Source organism: Oleomonas cavernae, from assembly GCF_003590945.1.
Taxonomy (GTDB): domain Bacteria; phylum Pseudomonadota; class Alphaproteobacteria; order Zavarziniales; family Zavarziniaceae; genus Zavarzinia; species Zavarzinia cavernae.
Genome location: NZ_QYUK01000011.1, coordinates 3,784,039 through 3,796,875 on the forward strand (window position 1 = coordinate 3,784,039; position 12,837 = coordinate 3,796,875).

At 64.9% G+C, this 12,837-nt stretch carries 12 protein-coding genes; 1 reads left to right on the forward strand and 11 read right to left on the reverse strand.

Translation table 11 applies throughout. The annotated features are described in order from the left end of the window. Positions 1 to 161: 161 nt before the first annotated feature. From D3874_RS22170 to D3874_RS22220, 11 genes are all read right to left on the reverse strand, one after another. On the reverse strand, positions 162 to 2,027 hold the full coding sequence (locus tag D3874_RS22170; protein WP_119781042.1) for a DUF1302 family protein: 1,866 nt from the start codon (positions 2,025 to 2,027) through the stop codon (positions 162 to 164). Between the two features lie 327 nt (positions 2,028 to 2,354). Further along, entirely contained in the window at positions 2,355 to 3,560 is a 1,206-nt protein-coding gene (gene pcaF, locus D3874_RS22175) for a 3-oxoadipyl-CoA thiolase (protein ID WP_119782433.1), read from the reverse strand. An 8-nt stretch (positions 3,561 to 3,568) separates the two neighbouring features. After that, positions 3,569 to 3,997, reverse strand: coding sequence for a hydroxyphenylacetyl-CoA thioesterase PaaI (gene paaI, locus D3874_RS22180; protein WP_233560099.1), 429 nt, complete (start codon positions 3,995 to 3,997; stop codon positions 3,569 to 3,571). Between the two features lie 2 nt (positions 3,998 to 3,999). Beyond that, entirely contained in the window at positions 4,000 to 4,794 is a 795-nt protein-coding gene (paaG, locus tag D3874_RS22185; protein WP_119781045.1) for a 2-(1,2-epoxy-1,2-dihydrophenyl)acetyl-CoA isomerase PaaG, read from the reverse strand. Positions 4,795 to 4,816: 22 nt separating this feature from the next. After that, a complete protein-coding gene (gene paaE / locus D3874_RS22190) occupies positions 4,817 to 5,881 on the reverse strand; it encodes a 1,2-phenylacetyl-CoA epoxidase subunit PaaE (RefSeq protein ID WP_119781048.1) in 1,065 nt (354 codons plus the stop codon). A gap of 7 nt (positions 5,882 to 5,888) precedes the next feature. Next, positions 5,889 to 6,362 (reverse strand): 1,2-phenylacetyl-CoA epoxidase subunit PaaD, encoded by a 474-nt coding sequence (gene paaD, locus D3874_RS22195; RefSeq protein WP_119781051.1) that lies wholly within the window; start codon positions 6,360 to 6,362, stop codon positions 5,889 to 5,891. Then, positions 6,359 to 7,105, reverse strand: coding sequence for a 1,2-phenylacetyl-CoA epoxidase subunit PaaC (gene paaC / locus D3874_RS22200; protein ID WP_119781053.1), 747 nt, complete (start codon positions 7,103 to 7,105; stop codon positions 6,359 to 6,361). The genes paaD and paaC overlap by 4 nt, the downstream gene beginning before the upstream one ends. A 9-nt stretch (positions 7,106 to 7,114) precedes the next feature. Next, a complete protein-coding gene (paaB, locus tag D3874_RS22205; protein WP_199699208.1) occupies positions 7,115 to 7,396 on the reverse strand; it encodes a 1,2-phenylacetyl-CoA epoxidase subunit PaaB in 282 nt (93 codons plus the stop codon). Further along, on the reverse strand, positions 7,396 to 8,376 hold the full coding sequence (gene paaA / locus D3874_RS22210) for a 1,2-phenylacetyl-CoA epoxidase subunit PaaA (protein ID WP_119781059.1): 981 nt from the start codon (positions 8,374 to 8,376) through the stop codon (positions 7,396 to 7,398). Before paaA ends, paaB begins: the two co-directional genes overlap by 1 nt. A gap of 1 nt (position 8,377) precedes the next feature. Beyond that, positions 8,378 to 10,414, reverse strand: coding sequence for a phenylacetic acid degradation bifunctional protein PaaZ (paaZ, locus tag D3874_RS22215; protein WP_119781061.1), 2,037 nt, complete (start codon positions 10,412 to 10,414; stop codon positions 8,378 to 8,380). 74 nt (positions 10,415 to 10,488) lie between these two features. Continuing rightward, positions 10,489 to 11,265: an enoyl-CoA hydratase-related protein gene (locus tag D3874_RS22220; RefSeq protein ID WP_119781064.1), complete on the reverse strand. Its 777-nt coding sequence runs from the start codon at positions 11,263 to 11,265 to the stop codon at positions 10,489 to 10,491. An 88-nt stretch (positions 11,266 to 11,353) separates the two neighbouring features. On the opposite strand from D3874_RS22220, the gene D3874_RS22225 reads away from it, so the two are divergent. Then, positions 11,354 to 12,823, forward strand: coding sequence for a 3-hydroxyacyl-CoA dehydrogenase (locus D3874_RS22225; protein ID WP_119781067.1), 1,470 nt, complete (start codon positions 11,354 to 11,356; stop codon positions 12,821 to 12,823). The last annotated feature ends 14 nt before the right edge of the window (positions 12,824 to 12,837 follow it).

Sequence of the window (12,837 nt, forward strand, 5' to 3'; positions counted from 1 at the left end):
TGGCGCGATGGTCGGACCACACAACTCTTAGCGGTCCCTGCAGGTACAAAGTCGGAGCGACTTGAATGCATGACTTGTGGCTTCCCTTCCGAAATGCCGCGCTAGGCGGGCCGGGTGGGCGGATAAACCTGCCGGTCACCCTCTCGGCATCGGGGTTGCGATCAAAATTGAAAGGCGAGTGAAAACTCGACATTGTCCATTTGCTGGCCGAGACCGATGATGCCTTGCTCCGGGTCCGCCTCGAAATGCGTGACCTCGATACGCGGGCGCCAATTGTCGCCGAAGTAGTTGAAGTCCACGCGCTGCCGCACACCCCATGCCTGATTCTGGAAGTCATACAGGCCCAAAGTCTCGACCGCGAGCTTGCCGTCATCGAAATTGTGGCTGAGGAGAAGGGTCGCGTAGTTCTGGACCGGGTGAAGCTTGGCACCATAGGCGGCATAGGGGGCCTGGAACAGCAGATCCTCGCCGTTCGGCGTGATGACGGTGAACAGCTGGACACTGGTGAAGACACTCGTGTCCTGCCCCTCCCAGAAGGGCAGCCACAGGAAATAGTCGGCACCGATCATGAAGGAGATCTGGTCTCGCTTTGTCACGCTGCGTGGCGGATCGACGATCAGCGCAGCGCTCCCTTCCACTTCGTTGCCGAACATCGTGACGGTGCGCGATCGATTGAAGGGCTTGTCGAATTCATAGCTGAACTCGGCGCGTAACACCGGCGTGATCTCCTTCGGCCCCATCGGCAACTCGGCCATGTCGCGGGTATAGCTGGCGCCGACCAGTTTGCGGCGATAGCGATAGTCCAGATCGAATTGCACATTGACGGAGCAAAGAGGACCGGCACCGCCGGGGCAGCCCAAAATCGCCTGGGCTCCTTCGGCCGTTGGACTGCCGGAACCAAGATAGGGAATGTAGGCACCCTGGACGACGGCCTCGGTGATCTCGCTGCCGAGCGGAACCGTTACCATTGCATTCCCGCCGTCGTTCAGGGCATTGCCGACAACGACGGTGGCCCCTGCCAACTTGATAATTGGCAGTTCCTGATAGGCATAGAGTGCGTTGAGCGTCGCTTCGCCCCCTAAAACCTCGAACTTGAAGCGCGCACCGAGTGTCGGTTCTTCAAAGCCGAACCGATCGGGCTCCCGATCCGTCAGATGCGCCCCCACGAACGGGATCCCGGCACCCGATGCCTTGTCCGCCAGGAGGGGAAACGGCAGACCATACAGGCCGCCCGAGGTGGCATCGTCGGGCGTCGGGTTGTTGATGATGAACCGGTCGCGATGGTACTCCGGCATATAGATAAGCTCGAGCTTGGGCGCACGGATGCCCACCGCCTCAAAGGCGTCGCCCAGGCCCAACCTGGCGAGATCGATATCGCCTGCCACCATCCAGCTCGCGATACGGCTCTCATCAGGGTCACCGAGAATAAATTTCTGTCGCAGATCCTGTGCATGCAGCACGTCGAGCAGGCGGATACCGTCGGACTGGCCCCATGCCCTGACGAACTTGCCGACTTTCAGGGCGTACAGGTTTTCCGGGTCGGTGAACTTGACGGCCGCCTCGTGAATCACCTCGTCGTTGAAGTCGGAGAGGAATCGGTTCTGGCTGTCGCTGCTGCCGAATGGATCGTGAGCAGGGCTGGGCAACGGACCGGCGGGCCGGCCAGCGCCCCGCTCGTTGAGGTGATAGGCAAACCTGTCGGTAAAACCGGGCGAGGCATAATCCTGAAGGCCAGGTGCGGTCAGATCACCCCCCAGATCCGAATACCAATCGCCGCGCAGCCAAAAATCCCCGGTCACCGTGACATTGTCATGCGGCCGCCAGCTGGTGCTGAGCTCGACCAGATAATTCATCTGTCCGATTTCGGCGCCGCCGCCAACCTGGCTCTTGTCATAGGCGACGGCCACCCCCTGCTTCACGCGGCCCCCGACGGTAAAGTCATCGCCGATGGTGACCTCGGCCCGCGCGCAAGGTGATAGCCCCGCGATCAGCGCCAGGGCACTCGTGGCCACGAACAACTTTTTCATCGTTTCCCCCAATTTTAACGCGATCACAACACGACACCTGAATGCCAGTGTAATCGATTGGATATCAGCAGCCTGACATCATTTCATTCGGGATCAGTTACGCCCACATCGGACGCATTTTCAACGAAACAGAATGGTTAATGCTGCCGAAATTTGTCTTATGCTGCTGGGGAATAGATAGAACCTGTAGCGGTCCTGAGAACTCTTGCGTGCCTTTGGGCGAAGCAAAAAAATGCCCGTGCAAGCGAAGATAATTTTCGCTTGCACGGGCAGTTGAACACCGGTCGAGGAGAGTGGAGTAACCGGTGCGAATACGTGCTTGCCGGACTAGGGCCGTTCCAGCACCATGGCGATACCCTGACCGACGCCGATGCACATGGTGCACAGGGCCCGCCGGGCATCGCGCAGGCCCAGTTCGATCGCGGCGGTCAGCGCGAGACGGGCACCGCTCATGCCCAGGGGATGGCCCAGCGCGATGGCACCGCCATTGGGGTTGACGTGGTCGGCATCGTCCGGCAGGCCCAGTTCACGCAGCACGGCCAGGCCCTGGGCCGCGAAGGCCTCGTTCAGCTCGACCACGTCGATCTCGCCGATGCCAAGCTTGAGCCGCTGCAGCAATTTCTGCGAGGCGGGCGCCGGGCCGATCCCCATGACGCGGGGCGGCACGCCGGCCGTGGCGGCGCCCAGGATCCGGGCCCGGGGGGTGAGGCCATATTTTACGATCGCCTCGGCCGAGGCGATGATCACGGCCGCGGCCCCGTCATTGACGCCAGATGCATTACCAGCCGTTACACTGCCGCCGTCGCGGAACGGCGTGCCCAGCTTGGCCAGTCCTTCAAGGGTCGTATTACGCCTGGGATGCTCGTCATCCTTGACGACGATCGAGGCCCCCTTCTTGCCGGGCAGCGTGACGGGAACAATCTCGGCAGCAAAACGGCCGGATTCGATCGCGGCCACGGCGCGCTGCTGTGACCGCAAGGCAAAGACGTCCTGATCGGCACGGTTGACCTGGTAATCGGCCGCGACATTCTCGGCCGTCTCGGGCATCGAATCGATGCCGTACTGGCGTTGCAGCAGCTTGTTGACGAAGCGCCAGCCGATGGTGGTGTCATAGACCGCGTTGTCGCGGGAAAACGCGCTGGCAGCCTTGGGCATCACGAAGGGTGCCCGGCTCATGCTCTCGACCCCGCCGGCGACGAAGAGTTCGCCGTCCCCGGCCTTCACCGCCCGCGCGGCCATGGCAATCGCATCGAGGCCCGAACCGCACAATCGGTTGACCGTGGTGCCCGAGACCTTCTCGCCCAGGCCGCCCAGCAGGACGGCCATGCGCGCCACATTGCGGTTGTCTTCGCCCGCCTGGTTGGCGCAGCCCAGGATGACATCGTCGACCGCGTCCCAGTCGACGCGGGGATTGCGTTCGACCAGGGCCTTGAGCGGCAGGGCTGCCAGGTCATCTGCCCGCACCCCGGACAGGGCACCGGCATAGCGGCCGATCGGGGTACGAATACCGTCGCAGAGAAAGGCATCAGTCATGGCGGCGATCAACTTTCTGGCAGAACACTGGATTTCAGGGCAGCGGACTGGCCGCGAAAACTCGCCACCGTCCGGCCGTCGCCGGCAGTGACGGACACGTCGTAAATGCCATTGCGCCCGGCCGAGGCGATTTCCGTCGCCGTCGCGACGAGGCGTTCGCCCAGGCGCGCCGGCGTCAGGTAGGTAATCGTGCAGCTTTGCCCTACGGTCGCGACATTGCGGGCATTGCAGGCAAAGGCGAAGGCGCTGTCGGCCAGGGTGAAGATCATCCCGCCGTGAACGGTGCCGTGGCCGTTGACCATCCGCTCGCCCGCCACCATCGCGACCACGGCCCGGCCCGGGCCCATGGCCTCGATCTCCAGGCCCAGGGACTGCGAGGCCGCATCCTGTGCCAGCATCGCCTGGGCGCAGGCCCAGGCCAGGGCCGTCGGCTCCACGGCTAGCGGCCCTGGAACCGGGCCGGGCGCTTGTTCAGGAAGGCATTGACGCCTTCGCGATAGTCCGCCGTCCGGCCCAGGCGCTGCTGCTCGTCGCGTTCAAGATCCAACTGTTCGTCGAGCGTATTGGTCGAGGACACCAGCAAGGCCTGCTTGATCGCCGCCAGGGCCGCGGTGGGCTGCTTCGCCAGGTGGCGGCCCAGGGTTGCCGCTTCGTCCAGCAACTTGTCGTCGTCGACCACTTTCCAGATCAGGCCCCAGGCCAGGGCGGTTTCCGCCGGCAGCACGTCGCCCAGCAGGGCGAGGCCGGCAGCGCGGGCCTGGCCCACCAGCCGCGGCAAGATCCAGGTGCCGCCGCAATCGGGCAGCAGCCCGACCCGGCAGAAGGCTTGCGAGAACTTGGCCGAGCGCCCTGCGATCACGATATCCGCCGCCAGCGCGATATTGGCCCCCGCCCCCGCCGCGATCCCATTGACCGCGGCAATGATGGGCAGGGGCAGCCGGCGCAACCGGCGCAGCAGGGGATTGTAATAGGTGCTGATGGTCGCCCCCAGGTCCGGCGGCGCCTCGCCCGGGGCGGTCGCCCGGTCGGACAGATCCTGGCCCGCGCAAAAGCCGCGGCCCGCACCGGTCAGGACCACGCTGCGGATCGTGGCGTCGCCTTCGATCGTATCGAGGTGAGCGGCCAGGACCTCGTGCATCGCGACATTGAAGGAATTGATCTTGTCGGGGCGGTTCAGGGTCAGCGTAGCCACGCCATCTGCCCTGTCCAACAGGACCGGTTGCTCTTGCGCCATGATCGTTCCCTCCCCAGGGATTTTAGTGTTGATGATCGAAGTCGACGACGACGCGGTCACCGGCCGGGTAGCTCTGACAGGTCAGGATGTAACCCCTGGCGATTTCATAGTCTTCCAGCCCGAAGTGGACATCCATGTCGACCTCGCCTTCGACGACATGGGCACGGCAGGTCGAACAGACCCCGCCCTTGCACGAATAGGGCAGCTCGACCCCCTGGCGCAGGGCCGCGTCGAGGATGGTCTCCCCTCCCCTGTCGATTTCAAATTCCCGCGCGCGGCCGTCAATGATCGCCGTCGCGTGAATGCCCGGGCCGGCTTGCACGGGGCGCGGGGCGCGCACCGGCTGGTCCGTCCCGAACAGTTCCGCCTTGATGCTGGTGCGCGGGATGCCGTGTTCTTCCAACACGGTCAATACCGAGCGGGTCATCGCCTCGGGACCGCAGACGAAGACCCCGTCCACATCGCCCACCGGGATCCAGCGGGCAAACAGCTCGGCACATTTGTCGGCGTCGATGCGGCCGTTGAACAGGTCGATGTCCTGCTGCTCCCGGCTCATGATGTAGATCAGGTTGAGTCGCTCCAGGTAGAGATCCTTGAGATCGCCGAGTTCCTGGCCGAACAGCACGCTGGAAGAGGAACGGTTGCCATAGACCAGTGTGAAGCGGCTGCCCGGCTCGGCAGCCAGCGTGGTCTTCATGATCGACAGAATCGGCGTGATGCCGCTGCCGGCCGCGAGAGCCAGATAGTGCCGCCGGGCAGCCGGCTCCAGGGGCATGTGGAAACGGCCCTCGGGCGGTGCCACATCAAGAAAAGCACCCGGCTTGAGCATTTCCTGCGCCCAGCTCGAAAACACGCCGTCGGCCACGCGCTTGATGGCGACCCGCAGCTGGCTGTCCTGCACGCCGGAGCAGATCGAATAGCTGCGCCGAACCCCCTCGCCGCCGATGGTGGTTCGCAGCGTCAAATACTGACCCTGAATGAACCGGTAGTCGGCGGCCAGCCCCTCCGGCACGTCGAAGGTGACAACGACCGCATCCCGCGTTTCCCGCTGGATGTCCTTGACCTTCAGTTGGTGGAACTGGCTCATCTTGTTCTCAATGACATTTGAAGTGGTCGAAGGGTTCCAGGCAGGCCTCGCAACGATAGAGCGCCTTGCAGGGCGTCGAGCCGAACCGGCTGAGCAAGGCTGTCCTGGACGAGCCGCAGCGCGGGCAGGCGATCGCCGGGGGCAACGGGCAGCCCACCGCGCTCGGCGGTGCAATGCCGTAGTGCAGCAGGGCTTCGCGACCGCGTGGGGTCAGCCAGTCCGTGGTCCAGGCCGGGGCCAGGCTGGTCTCGACCGACACTTGGTCGACGCCATGGCTGACCAGGGCCTCGCGCACATCGCGGGCGATCACCTCGGTGGCCGGACAGCCGGAATAGGTCGGCGTGATCGTCACTTTGATCGTCTCGCCCCTGGTTTCGACGGCGCGGACAATGCCAAGATCGACGACGGACACGACCGGAATTTCCGGGTCCATCACCTCGTCCAGCCATTGCCAGACCTGCGCTGTCGACACCGCGGTCACCAGCGTGCTCCCGGGAAACTACGCGGGATGTGCTGCATCTCGGCCAGGAGATAGCCCATGTGCTCGCTGTGTTCGCCGCGCCGACCGCCGCTGCGCATCCAGGCATCGGCCGGGACGGGCAAGGTCGCCTTGGCGAGAACCGCGCCTACCGTGCCCTGCCAGGCGGCCCGCAGGCCACGGGGATCGCAGGCGACCCCGGTTGCGGCCAGTTCCAGATCGACCGCATCGGCCTCGAACATCTCGCCCGTGAAGGACCAAAGGCGGCCCAGGGCGCGCTGTATCCGGTCGCGGCTATAGGCCGTGCCGTCCCCTAAGCGAACAATCCAGGCCGAACTGTGCGAGAGGTGATAACGCGCCTCCTTGAGCGACTTGGCGGCGATCGCCGCGATCCGCGGCTCGGTCGAGGCGCACAGGGCGGTCAGCAATTCGTTGTGCCAGGCGTCAAACAGAAACTGGCGCGCCATGGTATCGGCGAAGTCGCCATTGGGCTGCTCGACCAGCAGGAGATTGCGGAATGCCCGCTCGTCGCGCAGGAAGGCCAGGGTGTCTTCGTCACGGCCGGCACCTTCAACCTCGGCCGCCAGCGACAGCCACAGCCGCGCCTGGCCGATCAGGTCCAGCGCGATATTGGCGGTGGCGATGTCTTCTTCCAGCACCGGGCCGTGACCGGTCAGGGCGCCAAGCTGCTGCCCTAGAACCAAGGTATTGTCGCCCAGCCGCAGCAGATATTCGAAAAGTGCCATAATCTGCCCCTACATATGCTTCACGCCATTGGGCAGGTTATAGAAGGTCGGATGGCGATAGACCTTGGAGCGGGCAGGATCGAACAGGGCGTCCTTGTCGCCCGGCTGGCTGGCCACGATGTCGGCGGCCTTCACCACCCAGATGCTCATGCCCTCGTTACGCCGGGTGTAGACGTCGCGGGCATTGCCCAGCGCCATTTCGGCATCGACGGCGCGCAGGCTGCCGACATGCTTGTGGGCCAGGCCATGGCTGCTGCGAATGAACACTTCCCAAAGGGGCCACTCGGTCATCACGCTGCATTCCTCTGCTTCATGGCATGGGCCATGGCCGCCTCGCGCACCCAGGCGCCCTTTTCCCAGGCCTCCACCCGCGTGGCCAGACGTTCACGGTTACAGGGACCGTCACCCTTGACCACCCGGTAGAACTCGTCCCAGTCGATCGGGCCGATCTCGTGGTGGCCGGTTTCCGCATTCAGGGACAGCGCCGGATCGGGAATGGTCAGCCCGATCAGGTCGGCCTGCGGCACCGTCTGGTCGATGAATTTCTGGCGCAGGTCGTCATTGCCGTGGAGCTTGATCTTCCAGGCGGCGGATTGCGCGCCGTGGACGGACTCGCCGTCGGGCGGCCCGAACATCATCACCGCCGGCCACCACCAGCGGTTCAGCGCGTCCTGCGCCATCCGCTTCTGGGCCTGCGTCCCCGCGGCCAGCTTGGCCATGATGTCGAAACCCTGGCGCTGGTGGAAACTCTCCTCCTTGCAGACGCGCACCATGGCGCGGCCATAGGGACCGTAGGAGCAGCGGCACAACGGGATCTGGTTAATGATCGCCGCCCCGTCCACCAGCCAGCCGATGGCGCCGATATCGGCCCAGGTCAGGGTGGGATAGTTGAAGATGCTGGAATACTTGGCCTTGCCGCTGTGCAGCGCCTCGATCAGGTCATCACGCGACACGCCCAGCGTTTCTGCCGCGGCATAGAGGTAGAGACCGTGCCCGCCCTCATCCTGCACCTTGGCCAACAAGGTCGCCTTGCGTTGCAGGGAAGGCGCCCTCGTGATCCAGTTGCCTTCTGGCAGCATGCCGACGATTTCCGAATGGGCGTGCTGGGAAATCTGCCGCACCAGGGTCTTGCGATAGGTCTCGGGCATCCAGTCCTGGGGCTCGATCCGGACGCCGGCATCGATCCGCTCCTGGAAGGCGCGCTCGTCGCCCTCGAGTTCCTGCGCGGTGCGCAACCGCTCGACGCCGGTATCGACCATCTGTGCGTACATGTCAGGCCGCCTTTTCCGTCAGGGCATTGAGGGTCAGCAACTCGTAGGTGGCCACGGTCTCGGCATTCTGGTTGGTCACCTCGACGTCCCAGCGGACCTCGCCATACTGGGCATTGCGCGGCGCCTTCTGCTTCACGGTCAGGCGGACGCTGATCGAGTCGCCGGGCGAAACCGGCTTGAGGAAGCGCAGCGAATCCAGGCCGTAGTTGGCCAGGACCGGGCCCGGCGCCGGTTCGACGAACAGGCCGGCAGCGAAGGACAGGATCAGGTAGCCGTGGGCCACCCGGCCGGGGAAGAAAGGATTGGCCTTGGCCGCCGCCTCGTCCATGTGAGCGTAGAAATTGTCGCCGGTGAAGCCGGCGAAGTGCTCGATATCCTCGAGCGTGATCGTGCGCGAAGCGGTTTGCAGCGTTTCGCCCAGGTCGATGACATCGAAGGCCCGGCGGAATGGATGCTCGTTGGCGGTTACCTGCGCGGCGCCCTTGCTCCAGGCACCGGTCAGCCTGGCCAGCAGATTGGGCGATCCCTGCAGCGCGGTCCGCTGCATATAGGCACCCAGGCCGCGCACCCCGCCCAGTTCCTCGCCGCCACCGGCACGCCCGGGGCCGCCGTGGACCAGCCCTGGCATGGGCGAACCATGCCCGGTCGACTCGCCCGCACTGTCCCGGTCCACCAGGTGCAGGCGGCCGTGGTAGGGGGCGAGGCCGAAAGCCAGCTCGGCGGCGACCTCGACGTCATAGGTATAGATCGAGGCGACCAGACTGCCCTCGCCACGCCGGGCCAATTCGACCGCGTGGTCCAGGCCGCCATAGCCGATGATGGTGGCGGCGGGCCCGAAGGCTTCCACACTGTGGATCGCCGCCGCCTGGTCAGGACGGGTGGCGCGCAACAGCACCGGGCCGAGGTAACCGCCCTTGGCAGCATCGGCCCCCACCGGCGAGATCGCCTCGGGGTTGCCGAAAACACGCTCGGTCTCCGGCGCCAGTTCCGCCAGCCGTTCCAGCACGTCCAGGCGCTGGCGCAGGCTGACCAGCGGCCCCATGGTCACCCCGTCCGCGCGCGGATCGCCGACGACGACCCGGGCCAGTTTCTCCGACAGGGCCTGGCCGGTCGCCTCGACCAGGGCATCGGGCACCAGGATGCGCCGCACGGCCGTGCACTTCTGGCCGGCCTTGACGGTCATCTCGCGCGCAACCTCTTTCACGAAGAGATCGAATTCAGGGGTTCCAGGCTGGGCATCGGGGCCCAGCACCGCGGCGTTGAGCGAATCCCGCTCGGCCACGAAGCGGGTGGCATTGACCGACACCGCGGGGTGGTCCCGCAGCAGCCGCGAGGTCCCGATCGAACCGGTGAACGAGACCACGTCCTGGCCGGTCACATGATCCAGCAGATCGCCCAGGTTGCCGCAGATCAGTTGGACCGCCCCTTCCGGCAGGATGCCAGCGGCGACAATCAGGCGGAACATGGCGTGGGTGAGATAGGCCGTCTGGGTGGCCGGCTTGACGATACAGGGCACGCCCGCCAGCAGGGCGGGAGCGAGTTTTTCCAGCATGCCCCAGCAGGGGAAATTATAGGCGTTAACATGGACAGCGATGCCGTTCAGGCTGGTCAGGACATGGCGCCCGATGAAGCTGCCCCCCTTGGACAGGGACACCGGCGCCCCGTCGATCAGGATGCGGTCATTGGGCAGCTCGCGCCGGCCGAAACTGGAATAGGCAAAGAGCGTGGCGATACCGCCATCGATATCGATCTGCGCGTCACGCTTCGTCGCACCCGTATGGAACGACAGGTCGTAGAGCGAAGCCTTGTGCTCGGTCAGATACTGGGCCAGGCGTTTCAGCAGATCCGCGCGCTGATGGAAGGTCAGCTTGCGCAGCGTCGGGCCGCCGACCTTGCGTGCGTGCTTGGAAACGGCGGCGAAATCGACGTCGCGGCTGCTGGCAAGAGCTACCGTCGACCCGTCGATCGCGCTGCGAATTTCGGCGGCATCGCCCGGCGGCTCGATCCAGTGCTCCGCGGCATAGCTAGCAAGCTTCATTTCGTCCTCCCAATTGCCGTCAATTATTAATCAAACGATCGGTCAGTCAATTATTATTTTTGCCGGCGGGATTGCTAGCGACCGGCCCACCGTGGCGAGCGCTTCTCCTTGAAGGCCGCGATGCCCTCAGCCTTGTCGCTGGATCCCAGAACCAGGGCAAAGGCCTGCCGCTCCAGGGTGTGATGCGTGGCGTGCGGCAACTCCAACGCCGCTTTGACGCTCATCTTTGCCTGCAGCAACGCCAGCGGTGCCCGCCCGCTGATCTTCACGGCAAAAGCAAGTGCGGCAGCCAAGACCTCCGATGCAGGGACCACTTCGTTCACAAGCCCTGCGGCCCGCGCCTCGGCCGCGTCGATCGGCTCGCCCAGGAGGACCATCCGCATTGCGCGGGCACGGCCGATCAGACGGGGAAGCGTCGCGGTTCCGCCAGCGCCGGGAATGATGCCCAGCGACGTTTCAGGTTGTCCGAACTGAGCGTCGGTCGCCGCAACGACCAGGTCGCAACACATGAGGAGTTCGTTGCCGGCCCCCAGGCACCATCCGTTGACCGCCCCGACGATCGGCTTTCGAACCGACCGAATGGTGGCCCAGGCAGCAATTCGCGGGTCGGCGAGACCGCCCGCGGCATCCTTGGCTGCCAGCTCATCGATGTCAGCCCCGGCCGCGAAGACCTTTGGCCCGCCCGTGATCACACAGCAATGGATATCCGCCGCCGCATCAGCCGCCTCCAACGCAGCAGCCAAGGCCACAAGGAGAGGTGTCGCCAGAGCATTGCGCCGATCGGGCCGGTTCAATTGGAGCAGCCTCACACCGGGTGCCGGATCGCTATGGATGAGGAAATCCTCGGACATTGGAAACCCCTGGCACAAAGCCCTGTCTTGCCGGCTACTGTCGTTTATTATATGAACGACCGGTCTATTAATTCAAGGGGCAGAAAAAATGAAGCAGCGGGTCGGAGTCGCCGGTGCGGGAACGATGGGCGCCGGCATCGCGCAAACAGCCGCGCAAGCCGGCTACCTGGTCATCGTTTTTGATATCGACCAAGGCTCGCTCGGCCGGGGCCGCGCCATGGTGGCGAAAAGCCTCGCCAGCCTGGTGGCCAAGGGGCACCTGTCGGCGGAACAATCCGCTGAAGTCGAGGGCAGGATCGGGTGGTCGACCGAGGTCAATGCCCTGCGCTCTGCCGACATCGTCATCGAGGCAGTCATTGAGGACCCGCGGGTAAAGCGAAGCCTGTTCGCCGCGATCGAGATGACCGTCACCGATCATTGCATTGTCGCGACGAACACCTCCTCGCTCTCGGTCTCCAAGCTGGCGCAGGACCTGCGGTTGCCCGCCAGGTTTGCGGGCTTGCACTTCTTCAATCCAGTCCCCGCGATGCGCCTCGTCGAGGTGATCGCCGGGACCAGCACCGATCCTGCGGTCATCGATCAGCTTTCCAATCTGGTCCGCGACTGGGGTAAGGTCGCGGTGACGGCGCGTGACGTCCCTGGGTTCATCGTGAACCGGGTTGCTCGCCCTTACTATGGGGAAGGCTTCCGCGCATTGGGCGAGGCGGCGGCCGAGGCGCCCACCATCGACGCGGCCCTGGAAGGCAGCGGCGGCTTTCGCATGGGGCCGCTCGCGCTCGCCGATCTCATCGGACAGGACATCAACTACGCGGTCGCCTCCAGTATTTTCGAGGCCTATGGCGGGCAGACCCGATTCCGCCCCGAAACGGCGCAAGCCTCGCTGGTCGAGCTCGGGCATTTCGGGCGCAAGACCGGGTTGGGCGTCTACGATTACGCGGCCCCCCGCCCGCGACCGGCCAATCAGGATCCGGCCATCGAGGTCACGGGTATCGGCGTTTCGAATGACCCCGGTCTGGCGGACTTGCTCATTCGAGCCATCCCCGCAAAGGTGCCGCTAGAGGTCCGGGACGATTTGCCGGCAGGCGCCCTCTCGATCGACGGCACCCTGATCTTGATGACCGATGGCCGCACAGCAGCCAGGAGAGCCGAGGCCGTCGGACGCCCCGTTGTCCTGTTCGACCTGTGCCGGGATTTCGGCGCCAGCAGCAACCTCGTATTCGCGGCCTCGCCTGACTCGTCGGACCAGGACTTGGCAAGGGCAAGCAGCCTTGCCCGCCTGACAGGCAAGGCAGCGCTCGTCATCAAGGACAGGCCCGGCATGCTGGTCCTGCGAACCTGGTCCCAATTGGCGAACGCCGCGGCGGATGCCTTGGCAGATCAAGTCGCGCACCGCGAAGGGATCGACCAGGCGATGCAGTACGGGACCAACTATCCCGAAGGGCCCCTCGCCCTGGCCGCGCGCATTGGCCCGGCCTTTGTGTCGCAGGCCCTCGCCTACATTGCCGCGGAAACGGGAGACAGCAGGTACTCGCCATCGCCAGCAATCGCCGGCCTGTGAGTCCGACACGGGCA

Bases quoted from the DNA above. Each gene is read 5' to 3' on its own strand.
- paaA (WP_119781059.1), bottom strand. From the start codon at position 8,376: ATGTACGCACAGATGGTCGATACCGGCGTCGAGCGGTTGCGCACCGCG.
- D3874_RS22170 (WP_119781042.1), bottom strand. From the start codon at position 2,027: ATGAAAAAGTTGTTCGTGGCCACGAGTGCCCTGGCGCTGATCGCGGGG.
- paaB (WP_199699208.1), bottom strand. From the start codon at position 7,396: ATGACCGAGTGGCCCCTTTGGGAAGTGTTCATTCGCAGCAGCCATGGC.
- D3874_RS22220 (WP_119781064.1), bottom strand. From the start codon at position 11,265: ATGTCCGAGGATTTCCTCATCCATAGCGATCCGGCACCCGGTGTGAGG.
- pcaF (WP_119782433.1), bottom strand. From the start codon at position 3,560: ATGACTGATGCCTTTCTCTGCGACGGTATTCGTACCCCGATCGGCCGC.
- paaZ (WP_119781061.1), bottom strand. From the start codon at position 10,414: ATGAAGCTTGCTAGCTATGCCGCGGAGCACTGGATCGAGCCGCCGGGC.
- paaE (WP_119781048.1), bottom strand. From the start codon at position 5,881: ATGAGCCAGTTCCACCAACTGAAGGTCAAGGACATCCAGCGGGAAACG.
- paaG (WP_119781045.1), bottom strand. From the start codon at position 4,794: ATGGCGCAAGAGCAACCGGTCCTGTTGGACAGGGCAGATGGCGTGGCT.
- D3874_RS22225 (WP_119781067.1), top strand. From the start codon at position 11,354: ATGAAGCAGCGGGTCGGAGTCGCCGGTGCGGGAACGATGGGCGCCGGC.
- paaC (WP_119781053.1), bottom strand. From the start codon at position 7,105: ATGGCACTTTTCGAATATCTGCTGCGGCTGGGCGACAATACCTTGGTT.